Annotated in this window: 10 protein-coding genes; 5 read left to right on the forward strand and 5 right to left on the reverse strand. The window is 62.5% G+C overall.

Features of this window, described 5'->3' with window-relative positions; genetic code table 11:
- Nucleotides 1-32: 32 nt before the first annotated feature.
- On the forward strand, nt 33-833 hold the full coding sequence (locus AC07VL_RS08580; protein ID WP_494805460.1) for a carbon-nitrogen hydrolase family protein: 801 nt from the start codon (nt 33-35) through the stop codon (nt 831-833).
- Between the two features lie 196 nt (nt 834-1,029).
- Nucleotides 1,030-2,490 (forward strand): metalloprotease TldD, encoded by a 1,461-nt coding sequence (gene tldD, locus AC07VL_RS08585; RefSeq protein ID WP_494805461.1) that lies wholly within the window; start codon nt 1,030-1,032, stop codon nt 2,488-2,490.
- A 120-nt stretch (nt 2,491-2,610) separates the two neighbouring features.
- On the opposite strand, the gene AC07VL_RS08590 is transcribed toward tldD, so the two are convergent.
- Both AC07VL_RS08590 and AC07VL_RS08595 read right to left on the reverse strand, forming a co-directional pair.
- The gene (locus AC07VL_RS08590) at nt 2,611-5,457 is read right to left on the reverse strand and encodes a TonB-dependent receptor (RefSeq protein ID WP_494805462.1); all 2,847 of its coding nucleotides are present in this window, start codon (nt 5,455-5,457) and stop codon (nt 2,611-2,613) included.
- 76 nt (nt 5,458-5,533) lie between these two features.
- A complete protein-coding gene (locus AC07VL_RS08595) occupies nt 5,534-5,779 on the reverse strand; it encodes a hypothetical protein (protein ID WP_494805463.1) in 246 nt (81 codons plus the stop codon).
- A 203-nt stretch (nt 5,780-5,982) separates the two neighbouring features.
- On the opposite strand from AC07VL_RS08595, the gene aroG reads away from it, so the two are divergent.
- Nucleotides 5,983-7,047, forward strand: coding sequence for a 3-deoxy-7-phosphoheptulonate synthase AroG (gene aroG / locus AC07VL_RS08600; protein WP_494805598.1), 1,065 nt, complete (start codon nt 5,983-5,985; stop codon nt 7,045-7,047).
- 85 nt (nt 7,048-7,132) lie between these two features.
- Here aroG and AC07VL_RS08605 read toward each other — a convergent pair whose 3' ends face one another.
- The 3 genes from AC07VL_RS08605 to AC07VL_RS08615 all read right to left on the reverse strand — a co-directional run bounded on the left by AC07VL_RS08605 (nt 7,133) and on the right by AC07VL_RS08615 (nt 15,966).
- On the reverse strand, nt 7,133-9,679 hold the full coding sequence (locus AC07VL_RS08605) for a TonB-dependent receptor (protein ID WP_494805464.1): 2,547 nt from the start codon (nt 9,677-9,679) through the stop codon (nt 7,133-7,135).
- Between the two features lie 462 nt (nt 9,680-10,141).
- Nucleotides 10,142-12,811, reverse strand: coding sequence for a TonB-dependent receptor (locus AC07VL_RS08610; RefSeq protein ID WP_494805465.1), 2,670 nt, complete (start codon nt 12,809-12,811; stop codon nt 10,142-10,144).
- Nucleotides 12,812-13,167: 356 nt separating this feature from the next.
- Nucleotides 13,168-15,966 (reverse strand): TonB-dependent receptor, encoded by a 2,799-nt coding sequence (locus AC07VL_RS08615; protein WP_494805466.1) that lies wholly within the window; start codon nt 15,964-15,966, stop codon nt 13,168-13,170.
- Nucleotides 15,967-16,570: 604 nt separating this feature from the next.
- On the opposite strand from AC07VL_RS08615, the gene AC07VL_RS08620 reads away from it, so the two are divergent.
- The gene (locus AC07VL_RS08620) at nt 16,571-18,406 is read left to right on the forward strand and encodes an ABC transporter substrate-binding protein (protein ID WP_494805467.1); all 1,836 of its coding nucleotides are present in this window, start codon (nt 16,571-16,573) and stop codon (nt 18,404-18,406) included.
- A 28-nt stretch (nt 18,407-18,434) separates the two neighbouring features.
- Nucleotides 18,435-19,373 (forward strand): ABC transporter permease, encoded by a 939-nt coding sequence (locus tag AC07VL_RS08625; RefSeq protein ID WP_494805468.1) that lies wholly within the window; start codon nt 18,435-18,437, stop codon nt 19,371-19,373.
- The last annotated feature ends 9 nt before the right edge of the window (nt 19,374-19,382 follow it).

The raw sequence follows: 19,382 nt of genomic DNA on the forward strand, positions 1-19,382 counted from the left end.
CACGCAGCAAGCTCGAATGGACAAGAGGTGAAATGATGCACACAGTCGCAGCGATACAAATGATTTCCTCGCCTTCCGTGGACGACAACCTGGCCACGGCGCGGCGCCTGGTGGCGCAGGCGGCCGCCGGCGGGGCCGAGCTGGTGGTGTTGCCCGAATACTGGGCCATCATGGGCCGGCAGGAAACGGACAAGCTGGCCCATGCGGAGCAGCCTGGCAGCGGCCCCATCCAGGATGGCATGGCGCAAATGGCGCGCCAGCACGGCATCTGGCTGATCGGCGGTACCCTGCCGCTGATCTCGGACCAGGAAGGCAAGGTCCTCAATACCACGCTGGTGTATGACCCGCAAGGCGAACCGGCCGGGCGCTACGACAAGATCCACCTGTTCGGCTTTACGCGCGGCACCGAGTCGTACAATGAATCGCGCACCATCGTGGCGGGCGCGCAGGTGCGCGCTATCGACACGCCTTTCGGCCGTGTCGGCCTGTCGGTCTGCTATGACCTGCGCTTTCCCGAGCTGTACCGTGCCATGGGCGACTGCGCCTTGATCGTCGTGCCGGCCGCGTTTACCCACACGACGGGCAGCGCCCACTGGGAAGTGCTGCTGCGCGCGCGCGCCATCGAAAACCAGTGCTATGTGCTGGCCTCGGCGCAGGGCGGCCTGCATCCGAATGGCCGCCGCACCTGGGGCCACAGCATGCTGATCGACCCGTGGGGCGAAGTGAAGGCGGTGCTGCCCGAAGGCGAAGGCGTGGTCAGCGGCGAGATCGATCTTCTGTTCCTGGCCGGCGTGCGCGAATCCTTGCCCGCCCTGGCGCACCGCACCATGTGAGGGATACCTGACATACGCTGCTGCGCGTCGCGCCGGGCGGCCTGCGATGCGCACCGGTTCGGCGCCCCCGGCTCGGCGCCCCCAGCTCGGCGCCCCCATGCGAGAGCGCGGTTGCGCCTCCTGGCCACCAGCCGCTGGCGCTCGCTACGTGACTGCCAGGTACTGCAAGTGAATTGAATTTTGAGAAAAGATAGCCATGAATCCATTTGAACCCAATCTGTCCAGCCTGGCCGTGGCGCGCGATATTCTGCTCACGCCGTTTGGCCTGGACGAAGACAAGCTGCTCAAGGCCCTGGGCACGATGTTTACGCACAAGGTCGATTATGCCGACCTGTACTTCCAGTTCACCAAGAGCGAAGGCTGGAGCCTGGAAGAGGGCATCGTCAAGACGGGCAGTTTTTCCATCGACCAGGGCGTGGGCGTGCGCGCCGTCTCCGGCGACAAGACGGCTTTTTCGTATTCGGACGAGATTTCCGAGCGTGCCCTGCTGGAAGCGTCGGCCGCCACGCGCACCATCGCGCGCGCCGGCGCGGGCAAGGTCAAGATCGCGGGACAGACGATGGTGCAGGGCGGACGCTCGCTGTACCTGCCCCACGATCCGCTCGCCTCGCTGGACGCCACGGCCAAGGTGCAGTTGCTGGAACGCGTGGAAAAGATGGCGCGCGCGAAAGACCCCAGAGTGGTGCAAGTGATGGCGGGCCTGGCCGGCGAATACGACGTGGTGCTGGTGCTGCGCAGCGACGGCGTGCTGGCGGCCGACATCCGTCCCCTGGTGCGCGTGTCGCTGACCGTGATCGCCGAGCAGGATGGCCGCCGCGAGACGGGCTCTGCCGGTGGTGGCGGACGCTACAGCTATGACTATTTCAGCGATGCCGTGCTGGAGCAGTACGCGACGGACGCCGTCAATTCGGCGCTGGTGAACCTGGAAGCGCGGCCCGCGCCGGCCGGCCCCATGACCATCGTGCTGGGACCGGGCTGGCCCGGCATCCTGCTGCACGAAGCCATCGGCCACGGCCTGGAAGGCGATTTCAACCGCAAGGGTTCGTCCGCGTTTTCCGGCTGCATCGGCGAGCGCGTGGCCGCCAGGGGCGTCACCGTCGTCGACGATGGCACCCTGGCGGGTCGCCGCGGCTCCCTGAATATCGACGACGAGGGCAACCCGACGCAGTGCACGACCCTGATCGAGGATGGCATCCTGAAGGGCTACATCCAGGACACCATGAATGCGCGCCTGATGAAGATGCCCGTGACGGGCAATGCACGGCGCGAATCGTTCGCCCACCTGCCCATGCCGCGCATGACGAATACATATATGCTGGGCGGCGACAAGGACCCGGGCGAAATCCTCGCTTCCGTGAAAAACGGCTTGTATGCCGTCAACTTCGGCGGCGGCCAGGTCGACATTACGAACGGCAAGTTCGTCTTTTCGGCCAGCGAAGCGTACATGATCGAAAACGGCAAGCTCAGCTACCCGGTCAAAGGGGCGACCCTGATCGGCAACGGCCCCGACGTGCTCAACCGCGTCTCCATGATCGGCAACGACATGCGCCTCGATTCGGGCGTGGGCGTGTGCGGCAAGGAAGGGCAGAGCGTGCCCGTGGGCGTGGGCCAGCCCACCCTGCGCCTGGACGGCATCACGGTGGGCGGGACTGCCTGACGGTCAAGCCAATGCCGCATGCCGGGACGGTTCCTGCGGCACCGGCATACGGTCCGCCGGGCCGTATGTCCCGGCCGGGGCCAACTCCGGTCCTTGCTGCTGGTGTAAACAAGCTTTGCATCAGAACTTGTATTTCAGCCCGGCACTGAAAAAGCGTCCCGCCGCGCCCGCGTAATCGAGCGGGTTGTAGCCCGTGGCGCCATACGTGAGCGGGTCGAGCGGGGCGATCTTGTCGAACAGGTTCTGCACCGTTGCAAACACTTCCAGCTTGGGCGTGGCCAGCCAGCGGCCCGTCAGGTCCACCGTGGTGAAGGAAGCGATGCGGCAGCCGCGCGGCGCGTCCGTGCCGTCGGCGAAGTGCGTGGCGCAACCGTCGGGATCGTTCTTGAACAGCACGTTGTCGAGGTGGGCGCGGTAATTGACGTTGGCGCTCACGCGCCAGTTCTGGCGCTCCCAGGTGGCGCCCAGGTTGATGCGGTCTGCCGGCGTGCCCATGCAGTTTGATACATCGCAATTGCCATGCGTGCCGGCAAAATCGCGCTGTGTGCCGTCCTGTTCCGTGCGCAGCCATTTGTACAGGTGCGTCCACTTCACGTCGAAGGTCAGGCTGCCGTAGTCGCCGCCCAGGTTGAAGCGCTGGCGCGCATCGACGTCGAGGCCGCGCACCGTCGTCTGCGCCGAATTCACGTAGCTGGCCAGCACGGCCGTGATGGCGCCCGGGTCGCCGGGAATGGTGGTGGCTGTCGACGGGTCGCGCGCCACGTGGCCTTCCGCAATGGCCGTATCCGTCTGTTCCTGGTTGATTTCATTCTTGCGGCGGATTTGCCACAGGTCGATGGAAATGCTGGTGCGCGGCAGCGGGTCCCACACGGCGCCCACGGAATAGCTGCGCGAACGCTCGGGCGATAAATGGGGGTTGGGCGAGGTGATGACGGCGATCGAGGCGGGATCGCAGGCGACCGCCACGCCCAGGGCGCAGCGCAGCGGATCGCTGGCGGTGGAAAACGCGGCCAGGCCGCCGACGCCGTTTTCCGCCGCGCTGGGCGCGCGAAAGCCCTTGGCGAAGGTGCCGCGCAGGGCCAGCTCGCGCACGGGCGTCCATTTCACGCCCACTTTCGGCGTGTAGGAATTGCCCACATCCGTGAAATGGTCGGCGCGCAGCGCGCCCGACAGTTCCACGGTGCTCAGCACGGGCGCCAGCACTTCCGCGTAGATGGCCGAGGCGTTGCGGCTGCCCTTGTAGGCGGAGTAGCCCAGGCCGATGATATTGCCCCGCTCCGTGCCCGTGGTGGGCTTGAGTTCCGTCGCTTCGTGGCGGAATTCGGCGCCCACGGCCACGCCCAGGGGGCCGCCGTCGAGCTTGCCTATTTCGCGGTTGGCCTTGAAGTCGATCTGTGCGATATGCGTCTTGGCATCGTTCGAGATGCGCGGCGACAGCGCCGCGTACAGCGCGGGCGAATTGAGGCCCGCATTTTCCGCGATGCGCCACAGGCTGCCGGCGGGCAAGGCCGCATAGGCGGGGTTCAGGCTGGCGGCCGCCACGTTGGCGGCAGTGGGGTTGAGCAGGGCGAAGGCGACGTCGCGCTGCAGGTAGCCGCCCTGGTCGTTCGACACCTTGTTTTGCGAATACAGCAGCGCGCTGTCGATGTCCCAGCCCGCCACGGCGCCCTTGATGCCGGCGACAAAGCGGGTGAAGGTGGAATCGACTTCCGACGTGCGCGGCCCCACGTCGGCCGCCAGGTAGCGCAGCCGTGCCGCCGTGCCGAAATACGGGTTGTCGGGGTGGTCGGCGCCCAGCGCCACGCCCGCGTTGCTGACGGGACCGCCAGGGAAACCCACCGAACCGCTGACGGTCGACGGCGTGGTGGCCGAGTTCGATTCGCTGTGATACAGGTTCAGTTCCGCATAGGTTTGCAGCGCCGGTGTCAGTTGCCAGGCGGCGCGGCCAAAGAAGTTGATATTCTTTTGCCTGGGCTGGATCTGGCCATATTGCTGCGCGGCATCCGTCAGGCAGCCGCCGCCGGGATCGCCCTGGGGATGGCTGGTGAAGTTGCTGCAGGCGGCGCCGGGGAAGGTGCGCGTAAAGCCTACGCCGGCCAGGTTGCCCCGGTTGTAGTAGTCGAGCGTGTCGGGATTGCGCACGTTGCCGTTGACGGCGCTGCCGGCCGCGTTGTTGGTGGTGATGGCACCCGTGCCGCCCAGCGTTTCCTGCGCGCTGAAGCCCAGGTCGCGCAAGTCGCTGCGGCCGACGGCGCCCCGTCCGGCCCGGTCGCGGTTCCAGATGGCGGCTTTTTCGCTGTATTCGAGATTGAGCAGCACGTTGTAGCGGTCGCTGTCGATGTTGCCGAAGCCGTGCGTGATGGCGGCGCGCGCGTCGCGCCCGTCCCAGTCCTTGGTCTTGCCGTAATTGCCCTTGATGGCCGTGCCCTGGTAGTCGCGCCGCAGGATCACGTTGACCACGCCGGCGATGGCGTCCGAGCCATAGATGGCCGAGGCGCCATCCTTGAGGATTTCCACGCGCTCCACGGCTTCCAGGGGAATGATGTTCAGGTCGGCAAACACTTTCTGGCCATCGTCGGCCAGGCCGTACGGCGCCACGCGGCGGCCGTTCAGCAGCACCAGGGTCGAGGCCGTGCCCAGCCCCCGCAGCGAGATGCCGGAGGCGCCGGCGGCAAAGCCGTTGCCGAAGGTGGTGGGCACGGAACCCTGGTTGTCGACGGCCAGCGTCTGCAGCAGTTCGGCCACGCTGGACTTGCCCGATTTTTCGATATCGGCCGCATTCAGGGTTTGCACGGGCGACGCCGTTTCCGCCTGGGCGCGGCGGATGTTCGAGCCGGTGATTTCCACACGGGCAATCGGGGCGGCCTCCTGTGCCAGCACAGGCAGGCTCAACAGTGCTCCCGCCAGGGCCAGGCCCAGGCGTGGCGACGGGAAGGAAGCGGGGTGGGGCGATGAGGTAGGGGTCATGCTGGTCTCCGTAAAGGTCAGGCAGTCAAAGGTCGTCGATGCGTCCTTGAGTCTTGTCCCTGCGGTCCGCGCCGGATTAGATCTTGATCAGTAGTGCGTCGCTTGCCGCTGCCGCAATGGGTCTTGCGTGGCGCGTGCGCCACGACGGACACAGCGCTAGCAAGGGCCGGCGGCGCATGGCGCGCCGCAGTGGCAAGCTCGTCAGCGGTGCGCAACTTTTCATGCTTTTTTGCGTGCTTTGCAGTGGAAAACGGCGGCGGCATGCGGCTTTGCCGACAAATATGCTTGCCAACCCTTGCAATTTAGGTTTATAGTCGTTCATCACTTATGGATGACTCGCATGTTCGCTCGCCACTTTTTTACCGCTTATTTTTACTTTAGCAATTCCAACCCAAAGGCGGTGGAGTAGCGGTCGGTTCACGTAGCAGCAAAAAACGAGATCCCAGCAAATTCTAAAAAACCGCCACTGATGGCGGTTTTTTTTTACCCAGATGTTTTACCCTTCCTTAAATTTTGGAGAAAATGATGCCCCGCACCGATGATTTGCGTATTCGCGAAATGAAGGAATTGACTCCGCCGTCCCACCTGATCCGCGAATTTGCCTGCTCGGAGCAAGCCGAGCAGACCGCCGCCAGCGCCCGCATCGCCCTGCACCGCATCCTGCACGGCCAGGATGACCGCCTGATGGTGGTGATCGGCCCGTGCTCCATCCACGACACCAAGGCGGCGATGGAATACGCGCGCCTGCTGGTCAAGGAGCGCACGCGTTTCGCCGGCGAACTGGAAATCGTCATGCGCGTGTACTTCGAGAAACCGCGCACCACGGTGGGCTGGAAGGGGCTGATCAACGATCCGTACATGGACAACAGCTTCCGCATCAACGACGGCTTGCGCATGGCGCGTGAACTGTTGCGCGATATCAATGAGCTGGGCTTGCCGGCCGGCACCGAATTCCTCGACGTCATCAGCCCGCAATACATCGCCGACCTGATCAGCTGGGGCGCCATCGGCGCGCGCACGACGGAGTCGCAGGTGCACCGCGAGCTGGCATCGGGACTGTCCTGTCCGGTCGGCTTCAAGAATGGCACGGACGGCAACGTGAAAATCGCCGTGGAAGCCATCAAGGCCGCCTCGCAGCCGCACCATTTCCTTTCCGTGACGAAGGGCGGCCACTCGGCCATCGTCTCGACCAACGGCAACGAGGATTGCCACATCATCTTGCGTGGCGGCAAGACGCCGAACTACGACGCAGCCAGCGTGGACGAGGCGTGCAAGGCCATCGCGGCACAGGGCCTGGCGGCGCGCCTGATGATCGACGCCTCGCATGCGAACAGCTCGAAGAAGCCGGAAAACCAGATTCCCGTGTGCGCCGACATCGCCAGCCAGGTGGCGGGCGGGGACAGCCGCATCGTCGGCGTGATGGTGGAATCGCATCTGGTGGCGGGGCGCCAGGATTTGATCCCGGGCAAGGAGTTGATCTATGGCCAGTCCGTTACGGACGGCTGCATCGACTGGAGCGCCAGCTTGGCCGTGCTGGAAAACCTGGCGCAAGCCGTGAAGCAGCGCCGCCTGCAGGGCGACCAGGAATAAGGTGGCGCGCAGCATGAAAAAAAGCCCGGAAAGCTAAGCTTTCCGGGCTTTTTCAGTTTTCAGCCGATATCGGTTGCGTATCCGCTTAGAACTTGTAGGTGGCGCGCACGTAGAAGGTACGGCCCAGCGGATCGGCGAAACGCGGATCGTAGCCGGACTGGAAGGTACCGATCTGGTTACTGAACGGTGGATCTTCGTTCAGCAGGTTTTTCACGCCGACGGTCAGTTCCGTGTTCTTGAAGCCCGAGTAGGCACCCGACAGCGACCACACCGAGTATGCCTTGACGCTTTGCTCGAATTGCGGATCGACGTAGTTCTGGTCACGGTAGCCGCTCATGTACTTGTTCGACAGGGTGGCATTCCATTTGTCCAGATTCCATTGCAGGGAGGCATTATGTCTCCAGCGGAATACCGGTGCATTGTCGCCATACACGCCGACGTTTTGCACGAATTCGCCGCCGCGTTCGTTCTGGTACTCATACTTCTGCACCCAGGTGCCATCGAAGTTGAACGTGAAGTTGCCGTACTGGCTGCGTGGCAATTTCCAGTTCAGGCCCAGGTCGATGCCGGACGTGTGCATTTCGCCCAGGTTGCCCAGGGTTGCCAGCACGTAGTCGAGCCTGCCGTCAGCCGTGTAGACGAAGTTGTTCTTGTACTTGTCGTAGTTGTCGAACAGGGTTTGTTCGGCCACGGTGCCGATCTTGTCGCGCAGCTTGATCTGGAAGTAGTCGAGCGACATGGTCAGCGATTTCGTCGGTTCGATGACGATACCGGCGCTGAAGGTCTTCGATTTTTCCGGGCCGACGTCCGGATTGCCGCCCGAACGGATGTATTGCTGCGCGCCGCAGGCGACGTTGCTGTTGGCGCCAGGAACTGGTACGCCGCCCGGGCACAGGCGCGGGTCGTCGTACTTGTTGGCGGTGAAGGTCTTGGTTTGCGGGCCATGCAGGTCATACAGCGTTGGCGCGCGGAAACCGGTGTTGTAGGAGCTGCGCAGCAGCACCTGGCTCGTTGGCTGCCAGCGCACGCCGACTTTCGGGTTGAAGCTGCCGCCGACGTCGTTGTAGTGGTCATAACGGGCGGCCAGCGACAGTTCCACGTCTTTCACGACAGGCACGCTCAGCTCGGAGAAGATGGCGGAGATGTTGCGGCTACCCGACTGGTTTTGCGCTTCGGCATAGCCGGAGCTCGATGCCTGGCCAGCCAGGTCGCGGTTCACATTGTATTCCGCCTTGTCGTTGCGGAATTCCGTGCCGACGGCGAAACCGACGGCGCCTGCCGGCAGGTTGAACAGCTCGCGGCTGATCTTCGCGTCGACTGCCGTGCTGGTCATCTTGGCGCTCAGGTACTCGCCTTTCAGGACCGAGTCGTTCAGGTAGGCCTGGCCGGCGGCGCTCTGCTCGCCGAACGGGTTGAGGATGCCGCTGCCGACGCCGTCGATGATGCGCTGGTCATTCAGGTAGCCGCCCGTGAAGGCGCTGGTGGCCTTGCTGACGGAGTAGCTCAGGCCGACGTTATAGTCCCATGCGCCCAGGACGCCTTCGGATGCCAGTACCAGGCGGTCCGAGGTGCTGGTGTCGAAGCCGCTGCGCTGGCCCGACGCCACAGGGCGCCAGCTGATGTCCAGCGCTTCGCCGGACAGGCCGGCCACGGCTGGCACGCCGCCGCTGCCGCCCGGGTAGTAAGGCGAGCTCGACGACATGAGGATGCCGATGTTCGACATCGGCGGCGGCGAGATGCGCGCTTCGTTGGTGCTGCGCGAGTGCAGGTATTCGATGGTGGCCAGGTGATCCTGGTTCAGCTTGAAGCTGGCCTTGCCCAGGAAGGATTCCTGCTGGGTCTTGGGAATGGCCTGGATGAACGGCGTGACATCCATGGCGCAGGTGCTCTTGCCCGAGGTGTTCTTGTACAGGTTGGGACCCACGCAGCCGCTGGCGAAGGCAGGGTTGCCGGTCACGCCATTGCCCGTGTCGTAGAAGTTGGCCGGGAAGGTGGTACCGCTCAGGTTATCCACGCCCTTGCTCGGGATGTAGCCGCTCTTCGAGAAGGAACGGTCGGCCGCGCTCAGCGCCGACTGGCGGTGCACGTCGACGACGCCGAAGACGTTGAAGCCATCTTTGTTCAGGTCGCCGTAGCCGCCCGACAGGTTCAGGCGCGACTCGTCGCCGCCGCCCGATTTCTGTGGCTCGTAGTGTTCCACGGTCACGGAACCGCCCTTGACGGAACGCTTGGTGATGAAGTTGATCACGCCGCCGATGGCGTCCGTGCCGTAGATGGCGGAAGCGCCGTCACGCAGCACTTCGACTCTTTCCAGGGCGGAAATCGGGATGATGTTCAGGTCGACGGACGAGCCGTTGAACGGGTGGCTGGCGATGCGGCGGCCGTTCAGCAGGACCAGGGTCTTGTCGCCGCCGATGCCGCGCAGGTCGGCGACGGACTGGCCGCCCGTGCCGGAGCCGACGGACTGCGAGCTGCTTTGCGAACTTTGATTCATGGAAATGGTGGACAGGACTTCCTGTGCCGTCGTCAAGCCTTGCTTGGCGAAATCGTCAGCCTTGATCGAGGTGATCGGCAACGCGGTTTCCGAGGCCAGGCGCTTGATGCTCGAGCCCGTCACTTCCACGCGCTGCATGGCGCCATCTGTTGTTTCTTGAGCATATGCTGTGTGCATGCCCAGGGCCAGACTACCAGCAAACATGAGGCGCAGCGACCGCGATATTACACTTTCAATCATCATTTGTAATTCCTTGTTTTTGTGATAAAGGTAGCAATTATCTTGATATAAGTTGTTGCTTGGTAACAATTTATTTGCTTCTTTTTAGTTTCGCCAGTGAAAATTTGGTAAATTTTCTGGGCCCCCATCAAAACATTCACCATTCAGATTGTCAATTTCGTGCAGACTTTTTGGATGAAATGCAACATATTGCTAATATTTTTGCATTACTTCAGTAATAAAATATCGTGAACCCTTGTCAGGCGCATTCAGGCGCGTAAAATAAAACGGCGCACATCATCACTGATGGCGCCGTCTCTGGTGCTGCCGGCAAACGCTGGTCGGCGCTGCCCCGTTCATGTCTGTTTCAGCACATCTCCCTTAAAACGTATAGCTGCCGCGCAAGTAGTAGGCGCGCCCGATCGGGTCCGTGTAGCGCGGGTCATAGCCTTTCTGGAACAGCGTGCCCTGGTTCGAGAATGGCGGTTCCTTGTCGAACAGGTTTTTCACGCCGGCCGTCAGCAGCAGGCCTTTCCACGCGTAGCTGCCCGACACGCTCAGCAGGCTGTACGACGGCACGTCGTGCTTGTATTGCGGGTCCACATTGTTCTGGTCCGTGTAGCCGGACTTGAACGATTGCGACACGGTGGCGCCCCAGTTGCCCATGCGCCAGTTCAGCGCCGCCGTATGTTTCCAGCGGAAGACGGGATTGTTGTCCGCATAGCGACCCACGTTGGAAATGAATTCCCCGCCCCGTTCATTCTGGTAGTCGTACTTGTGGGTCCAGGTGCCGTCCACCGATACGCTGAAATCGCCGTAGGCGCTGCGGCCCAGGCGGGCATTCAGGCTGACGTCGATGCCGTCGGTCTTCACTTCGCCGAGGTTGTCGTTCAAGTCCAGGATGGCGTAGGGGGAACCATCGGGATTGCGCAGGAACAAGGCCTTGTATTTTTCGTAGTTGCCGTAGATGGATTGCTCGGGCAGCGACGAAATCTTGTCCTTCAGGTGGATGTTCCAGTAATCGATGGCCACCGTCACTTCCTTGACAGGTTCGAGCACGACGCCGAAGGCGAAGGTGGTGGATTTTTCCGGTTTCAGCTTTTCATTGCCGCCTTGCAGCTTGAATTGCTGCAAGTCGCAATCGCGCAGGGGATTGGCGCCCGGTTGCGGCACGCCGCCCGGGCACAGGATGGGGTCGTCGTAGGAATCGTTGGTATCGTTCTTCGACGGCGGCGCATTCTTTTCAAACAGGGTGGGGGCGCGGAAGCCCGTGCTGGCCGAGCCGCGCAGCACCAGCGCGCTGCTGGCCTGGTAGCGCAGGGCCAGCTTCGGATTGGTGGTGCTGCCGACGTCGCTGTAATGGTCGAAGCGGGCCGCCAGCTGCACTTCCAGGTCCTTGATCAGCGGCAAGTTGACTTCGCCGAAGACGGCTTCGATGTCGCGCGAACCGTTCTTCGACAGCGAGCCGGACAGGCCGGAACTGGTGGCCTGGCTGGCGATGTCGCGGTTGACGTTGAATTCCGCCTTTTCGCGCCGCAGCTCGCCGCCCAGCGCGATGGCCAGCGGGCCGCCGGCCAGCTGCATCAGCTCGCGGCTGCCCTTGATGTCGAAGCCCGTCGTGGTGACCTTGGCGTTCTGCACTTCGCCGCGCAGGGCGGTGCTGTCCAGGTAGGCCTTGCCGGCCGTATCCTGCATGCCGAAGGGGTTCAGGATGCCGTTCAGCACGCCGGCGGCGAACGAGGCATCCTGCACGTAGCCGCCCGTAAATTTCTCGGACGACTTGCTGATGGCGTGGCTCAGGCCCGTCTTGTAGTCCCAGCCGGCCAGTTCGCCCTCCAGCGCCACCACCAGGCGGTCCGCCTTGCCATCCGAATCGATTTGCCGCTGGCCCGCTTCCACGGGGCGCCAGTTGACGCTCAGCGGCTGGCCCGACAGGCCCGGCTGGGCCGGCACGCCGCCCGCGTTGCCCGGATAGTACTTGCTCGTATTGGGCAGGATCAGGCCCGTTTGCGGCGGCGGCGCCGTGCGCGCCTTCACCTTGTTTTCGGAATGCAGGTATTCCACCGTGGCCAGGTGGCCGCCGCCCAGCTTGAAGGCGCCCTTGCCGAAGAAGGCCACCTGCTCCTGCGCCGGCAAGTCGTCGATTTGCCGCGTGTAATCCTGGCGGCAGGTGCCGTTGGCCGCCGCCACGGACAGGGGCGGATTGCAGCCCGTGGCCGCGTAGGGATTGCCGGCCAGGCCCTTGCCGCCATTCGCGGCCGCATCGAAGTAGTTGCCGGGGAAGGTGGTGCCGCTGGTGAGCGACAGGCCGCGGTCGGGAATGATGCCGGTCTTGGAGAAATCGCGGTCCTGCGACGTGAGCACATTCTGCTTGTGGTAGTCGACCACGCCGAAAATATTGTAGCCATCGGTGTCGAGCTTGCCGAAGCCCGTCGACAGGTTGATGCGGTGTTCGCCGCCGCCCTTGTGCTCGGGCGCGACCACTTCGGCGGTGATGTTGGTGACGTTGATCGAGCGCTTGGTGATGAAGTTGATGACGCCGCCGATGGCGTCCGTGCCGTAGATGGCCGAGGCACCGTCGCGCAGCACTTCGACGCGCTCCAGGGCGGCGATGGGGATGATGTTCAGGTCGACGCTGGCGCCGTCATACGGGTGGTTGGCGATGCGCCGGCCATTGAGCAGCACGAGGGTCTTGTCGCCGCCCAGGCCGCGCAGGTCGGCGCTGGCCTGGCCGCCCGTGGGCAGGCCGCTGGTATTGCCGCCGACAGCGTTGCCGCTGCCCATGCTGGAGGAATTCGAGGGGATCTTGCTGAGCACTTCCTGGGCCGTCGTCAGGCCCTGCTTGGCGAAATCTTCGGCCTTGAAGATGGAGAGGGGGGTGGCTGTTTCCGAGACGAGCCGCTTGATGGAAGAACCGGTGACTTCAACGCGCTGCATGCCGGCCGTGTCGCCGGTTTCCTGGGCCAGCGCCGGCTGGCTGAGGATGCCGGCGGCCAGGCCGCCGGCGCAGATCAAACGGATGGAACGGGACAGGCATATTTCTCTAATCATGTTCAAGACTCCTGGAAAAGCGGTTGGCTAAAAGGGCAAGAACGGCCGCGCCGGTTGGCGCACCGAGAACACTGAAAAGTATTTATATCTTTTCAATTGACCAACTGTAATGATCCGCAAAAGTCCTTGTCAACATGGCGAACGGCTTTGTGTGCTTAAACAACGTAGTGCGCCATTGGTGTTGATTTAAAACAAAAAAGACGCTTTTTGTGCCGCATTTTTGAGGAGAGCAGTCGGGTACGGTACTGGCTTCGTGCGCGCAAAATAAAAACGCCCGCTGCGGTGCAACGGGCGTTGGCGTGACTGGCATGGCGATAGTCACTGCCGCCTGCTGGATGATCAGGCCGCTGTGGCGCTTAGAAGAACTTGTAGCTGGCGCCCAGTTTGAAGTAGCGTCCGATGGCGCCGCTGGCATCCATCGGGTTGTAGCTCATGCCGCCGTAGGTCAGCGGGTCGAGCGGCGCGATCTTGTCGGTCACGTTGCTAATCGAGGCAAACAGTTGCAACTGCTTGCTGACGTTCCAGCGGGTCGACAGGTCGAGCGTGGTGAACGAGGCCAGCTTGCAACCGTTGGGGGCCGGCGTGCCGTTGGCCAGCTTGGAAGCGCACGGGTCGCCTTCAAACTTGATGTTTTTCATGTCAGAACGGTAGTTCACGACGCCGCTGACGTTCCAGTTGCCCAGGTCCCACGAGCCGGTGACATTGATCTTGTCCTTCGGCGTGCCGGCGCAGTTGGATGTGTCGCAATTGCCATGCGTGCCGGCAAACTGGTAGCGCACGGTGTTTGACTCGGCGCGTACCCACGACGCGACATGCGTCCAGGTCAGGCCGAACGTGGCACGACCGTAGTCGCCCAGGCGCACCCGCTGCTTGACGTCCAGGTCGATACCCTTGATCTCCGTGTAGCTGGAGTTGCGGTACGGTGCCTTGGTGATCAGCAGGGTGCCCGTATTCGGCACCACCACCCCGTTGATGGTCAGGTTGTTGTCGGAGCGGATGGCCGTCGGCAGGGCGGCCGCTTCGTTGTACGGCAGTGGATTGATCTCGTTTTCACGCTTGATCTTCCAGCCGTCCAGCGACAGGCTGGTATCGTTGAACGGGTCCCATACCAGGCCCAGCGTGTAGCCCTTGGACTTTTCGGGCTTGAGGTTCGGGTCGCCGATCTTCACTGCCGCCACTTGCAGTTCGCAGTCGCTGGCATTGGCGCCTGGCAACTTCGTGCCGCCGGGGCAGCGCACGGGATCGCTGACGGTCGAGGTGCCCGTCGATTGCGAATTGGCATTGCTTTCCGCCGGCCCCGGCGCGCGGAAGCCTTCCGAATAGGTGCCGCGCAAGGCGAAGGTTTTCAGCGGCGTCCACTTGGCGCCCAGTTTTGGCGTCGTCGACGAGAAACGGTCGTATTTGTCGTAGCGCAAGGCGCCCGACAGTTCCACCGTCTTGATCACGGGGGCCAGCACTTCCAGGAATACGGCCGAGACCTTGCTGTCGCCCTTGGCGGCGACATAGCTGGAGTTGATGGAGCCCGTTTCCGTGCCCGACAGCGAAGGATTGTCGAGTTTGTCGCGGCGATGTTCGGCGCCGATGGCCAGGCCCATGGCGCCGCCCGGCAGTTGCATCAGTTCACGCGAGGCCTTGAAGTCGACGATGTCGAGTTTGGTCGTCGAGTCGGAAGTGGCGTTGGTCACCATGGCCGCGTAGAGCGACGCGGGATTCTTGCTCGCCTGCGCGCCGATGTAGTACGGGAAATACTTGCTGTTCGGGTTGCCGAGGGCATCCTTGACGACCGCCATGTTGAGCATGTTGCTGTAGTCGAGGTGGAGCTTCGATTCCGAATGCGTATAGCCGGCATCATAATCCCAGCCCATGGCGCTGCCCTTGACGCCGAGCACGATGCGGTTGAATTCATTGTTAGCCTGGCGCGTGCTGGCGCCCACGTCGAAGGCCTGGTAGCGCACGCGCACGGGCACGCCGTACGGATTTTGCGGATGGTTGGCCGCCAGCATGATGGTGGTGCCAGCGCCGGAACCGTAGTTGATGACGCCGGTCGGGTTGGCGGCATTCGGCGGGAAGGCGATGGTCGGCGTGATCGACGGCGGAATCATGGTGAAAGCCGTATCGCGCTTCGAGTAGCCCGCCTCCGCATACACCTGGGTCTCGGCATTGACTTGCCACGTGCCGCGCGTGTACAGGTTGACCGATTCAATCTTCGGCTGCATGGAACGGAACTGGTCATGGTGCCACAGGCAGCCGCCCTTCGGATCTTGCGGGGAGGAGACGGACAAGGTGGAGCAGCCGGGCAGCGACACGTAATTATTGGTGACCGGGTCGCGGATCAGGCCCGTGGGGGCGGCATTCGCATCGTTGGTGCCATTGATGTAGCCGCCGGCGAACTGGGTGTTGATGGCATAGCCATACGGGCGCAGGTCAGCCTTGCCTATCCATTTACGGCCGGCGCGGTCCTTGTTCATCAGCATGTCCGATTTGGTGTATTCGGCATTGAAGACGACGTTGAATTTATCCGTGTCCAGGTTGCCCTTGCCGAAAGTCAGCGAGGCACGGTGCTGCTGGGCGTCGCTGTCGCCGGAAATGCCCGTGTCGCCCTTCAGGGTCAGGCCTTCGAAGTCCTTGCGCAAGATGATGTTGACCACGCCGGCGATGGCGTCCGCGCCGTAGGTCGACGAGGCGCCGTCCTTGAGGATTTCGATGCGTTCGACGATCTGCATCGGCACGGTCGACAGGTCGGTAAAGCTTTTCTGGCCATCGTCGGCCCGCGCGAACGGCGCCATGCGGCGGCCATTGAGCAGTACCAGCGTGGAGGTGGCCCCCAGGCCCCGCAGCGAGATGGCCGTGGAGCCTGCGGCAAAGCCGTTGCCGAAGCCAGTCGGCAGCGAGCCCGCGCCATCGGCGGTCAGGGTTTGCAGGTATTCGGCGACGGTGGCCTTGCCTGATTTCATCAAGTCATCGCGGGTGATCACTTGCACGGGCGACGCTGTCTCCGCCGTGGCCCGCTTGATGCTTGAACCTGTAATTTCCACCCGTTGCACATTGGCGTCCTGCGCCATTGCCGGCACAGCCATCATGCCAAGGCTGACTGCTGCTACGCTACCTGAAAAGATCAGGCGTACGGAGCGGGATATAACTGTTTCCATCATCATTCTCGAAACTCCGAAATAAGCTAGGCGGGCCGTTCTGCAGCACCACGTCGCTAGTCTGAAAAAGATTGCTGCGTCGGCAATCGCTGTGGATGCTTCGGCACACTGTAGGTGTGCCGCAATCGATAAGACCATTTGCCGTGAAACACTGTCAACGCGGAAATGTGACGTTTCGGTATGGAAACAACAGTGTTTTTTATAAAATTTCGATGTTTCATTCTTTGCAATTATTTCAATGTTGCGCTGCGCTATGCGCTTTCCGCTCATCGATACGAAGTGTGCTCATTCAGGGGTGTAAGGGTTTCTACCAATGCGCTTTTTCGCGGCATCGGCCAGGCTATGTTGCGGTGCGAAAAAATTCATCGGAGGTACGGGACCTTGTTGCTGCGCACGCCAGAAGTGCCACGGCTTTTCGCCCGGCGCGCAAAATATGCGTTATCGTTACGCCTTTTTCCAGCTCGCCAATACATCGGCGCGGCTGGCTGCGAACAAGGCATAGATCTTGCGAGGATGGACTGGTTTTGGTGGTGGAATCCTGTATCCCAGGGGGAAGCCAGTACAAGCGCACCAATACGGTGCGACAGATAATCGAGATGAAGGGTATTACATGAAGTCACCATGGATGCGGCGCGTGGCGCTGCTCGCCTGCCTGGCCACCCTGCCGCTGGCGGCCATCGCCGCGGATGCCGCCCCTGCGGCGGCGCCGGTCAAAACCTTGCGCTATATCCTGCCGGCCGCCGAGACGGGTTTTGATCCGGCCACCGCGCGGGACCTGTATTCGAACCACATCACGCAGGCCATCTTCGACACCCTGTACACGTATGACTACCTGGCGCGCCCCGTCAAGGTGGTGCCCGGCGCGGCCGCCGCCATGCCGGAAGTGTCCGCCGACGGCAAGACCTACATCATCCGCCTAAAGAAAGGCATCCTGTACACGCCGGACGCCGCGTTCGGCGGCAAGCGCCGCGAACTGACGATGGCCGACTATGTGTATTCGTGGAAGCGCCTGTTCGACCCGCGTCTGGCGTCGCCGCACAGCTGGCTGTTCGAAGGCAAGGTGGTGGGCCTGGATGACCTGGCGAAGGAAGCGGCCAAGTCGAACAAGCTCGACTACAACAAGAAGGTGGCCGGCCTGGAAATTCTCGACCCGTACACCCTGCGCATCACGCTGACCAAGACGGATTTCAATTTCCCCATGATCCTGGCCTACGTGCCGACGGCCGCCCTGGCGCGCGAAGTGGTGGAGAAATATGGCGACGTGAAGGGCGAAGTAGGCTCCAACCCTGTCGGCACGGGCTATTACACCCTGGGCGAGTGGACGCGCGGCAACCGCATCGTCCTGAACCGCAACACGCAGCATTTGCCCGAGACGTGGAATTTCATGGCCGGCGACGATCCGGACGACCAGCGCATCGTGCGCCAGATGCAGGGCAAGCGCATTCCCGCCATCGACCGCATTGAAATTTCCGTGATGATCGAAGACCAGTCGCGCTGGCTGTCCTTCCAGAGCGGCGGCACGGACGTGTTCTGGCTCGACGGTCCGCTGGCGCCGAAAGCGCTGCTCAACGGCAAGCTGCGTCCCGAGCTGGCGGAGAAGGGCGTGCAACTGTCGCGCCTGCTGGACCCGGAGATCAGCTATTACTACTGGAACATGGAAGACCCCGTGCTGGGCGGCTTCAGCAAGGAAAAGATCGCCCTGCGCCGCGCCATTGCCATGGCGCACAATATCGATGAAGAAATCCGCATCATCTGGAATGGCCAGGCCAAGCGCCTCGACTATCCGATACCGCCCGGCGTCGTCGGCTACGATCCGCACTACAAATCGCTGCTGCAATACGATCCCGTGCTGGCAAATAAATTGCTCGACAAATTCGGCTACAAGAAGGGCGCCGATGGCTGGCGTACCTTGCCCGATGGCAAGCCGCTGCTGATCCGCTACGCCTCGCGCAATGAAGCCAACGGCGTGCTGCAGGCGGAAATGTGGCGCAAGACGTACAACTCGCTGGGCATCCGCATGGAAAACGACCGCATGATCTTTTCCGATATTCTGAAAACGGAAAAGCAGTGCAAGATGCAGACGCGCACGGCGCCGTGGCTGGCCGATTATCCGGACGGCGACAACTTCATGCAGCTGTTCTACGGCCCGAACACGCACCAGAACAACAATGGCTGCTACCAGGACCCCGAGTACGACAAGTGGTACGCGGCCAGCCAGCACATGCCGGCCAGCCCCGAGCGCGACGAGCTGTACCACAAGATGGCGCGCCGCCTGGAAGTCAATGCGGGCGCCCTGATCGGCTATGCGCGCTACCGCAACATGCTGGCGCAAAAGACGGTGCAAGGCTACAAGAAGCACCCGATCCTGTTCCAGGAATGGGCGTATATGGATATCGACAGCGATGGCACAGCCGTGGCCAAACCAGCCCCGGCTGCTGCCAAATAAGCGCAGCTTATAACAACAAGGAATCATTATGTTTGCTTATATCCTGCGCCGCCTGTGGCAGATGCTGCCCACCATGCTGGGCGTCGTCCTGCTGGTCTTCATCCTGTTCAACTGGGTGGGCGGCGACCCCGCCTACATCCTCGCCGGCAAGATGTCCAGCGCCGAAAGCATCGCCAACATCCGCCGCCAGCTGGGCGTCGACCAGCCGTACTACGTGCAGTTGTGGATCTTCATCAAGCAGATCGTCACTTTTGATTTCGGCCAAAGCTGGGCCACGGGTGAAACCGTGTCGCACATCATCACGTCGCGCCTGGGCCCGTCCATGATGGTGCTCATTCCGCTGACCGTGCTGGAAACGTTCTTTGGCGTGGCGCTGGCGCTGGCCATCGCCTTCGTGCGCGGCTCGCTGACGGACCGCATGGTGATGATCGCCTGCACGGTGGGCATGTCGATTTCCATCCTCGTCTACATCATCGTCTTCCAGTACGGCTTTGCCTACAAGCTGGGCCTGTTCCCCGTGCAGGGCTGGGGCGACAGCTTCTGGGAAAACCTGCTGCGCTATTCCACCCTGCCGATCCTCATCGGCCTGGCCGTGTCGATTGCACCCACCCTGCGCCTGTTCCGCACCTTCGTGCTGGACGAGGCCAACCAGGACTACGTGCGCACGGCGCGCGCCAAGGGCTTGAGGGAAGGGCGCATCATGTGGGTCCACGTGCTGCGCAATGCCGCCATCCCCATCATTACCTATGTGATGTCGAACTTGCCGGCCCTGCTGATCGGCGCCTTCCTGCTGGAACGTTTCTTCGGCATTCCCGGCATCGGGCGCGAAGTGATCCTCGCCGTCGAGCGCAGCGACTTTCCGGTGATCAAGGCGATCACCGTGTATGTGGCCGCCGCCACCATGCTCTTCAACCTGCTCACCGACCTGCTGTACCAGGCGGTCGACCCTCGCGTACAACTGAAGTAGAAAGAGACG

Source organism: Janthinobacterium sp. GW821-FHT03C08 (assembly GCF_059420905.1).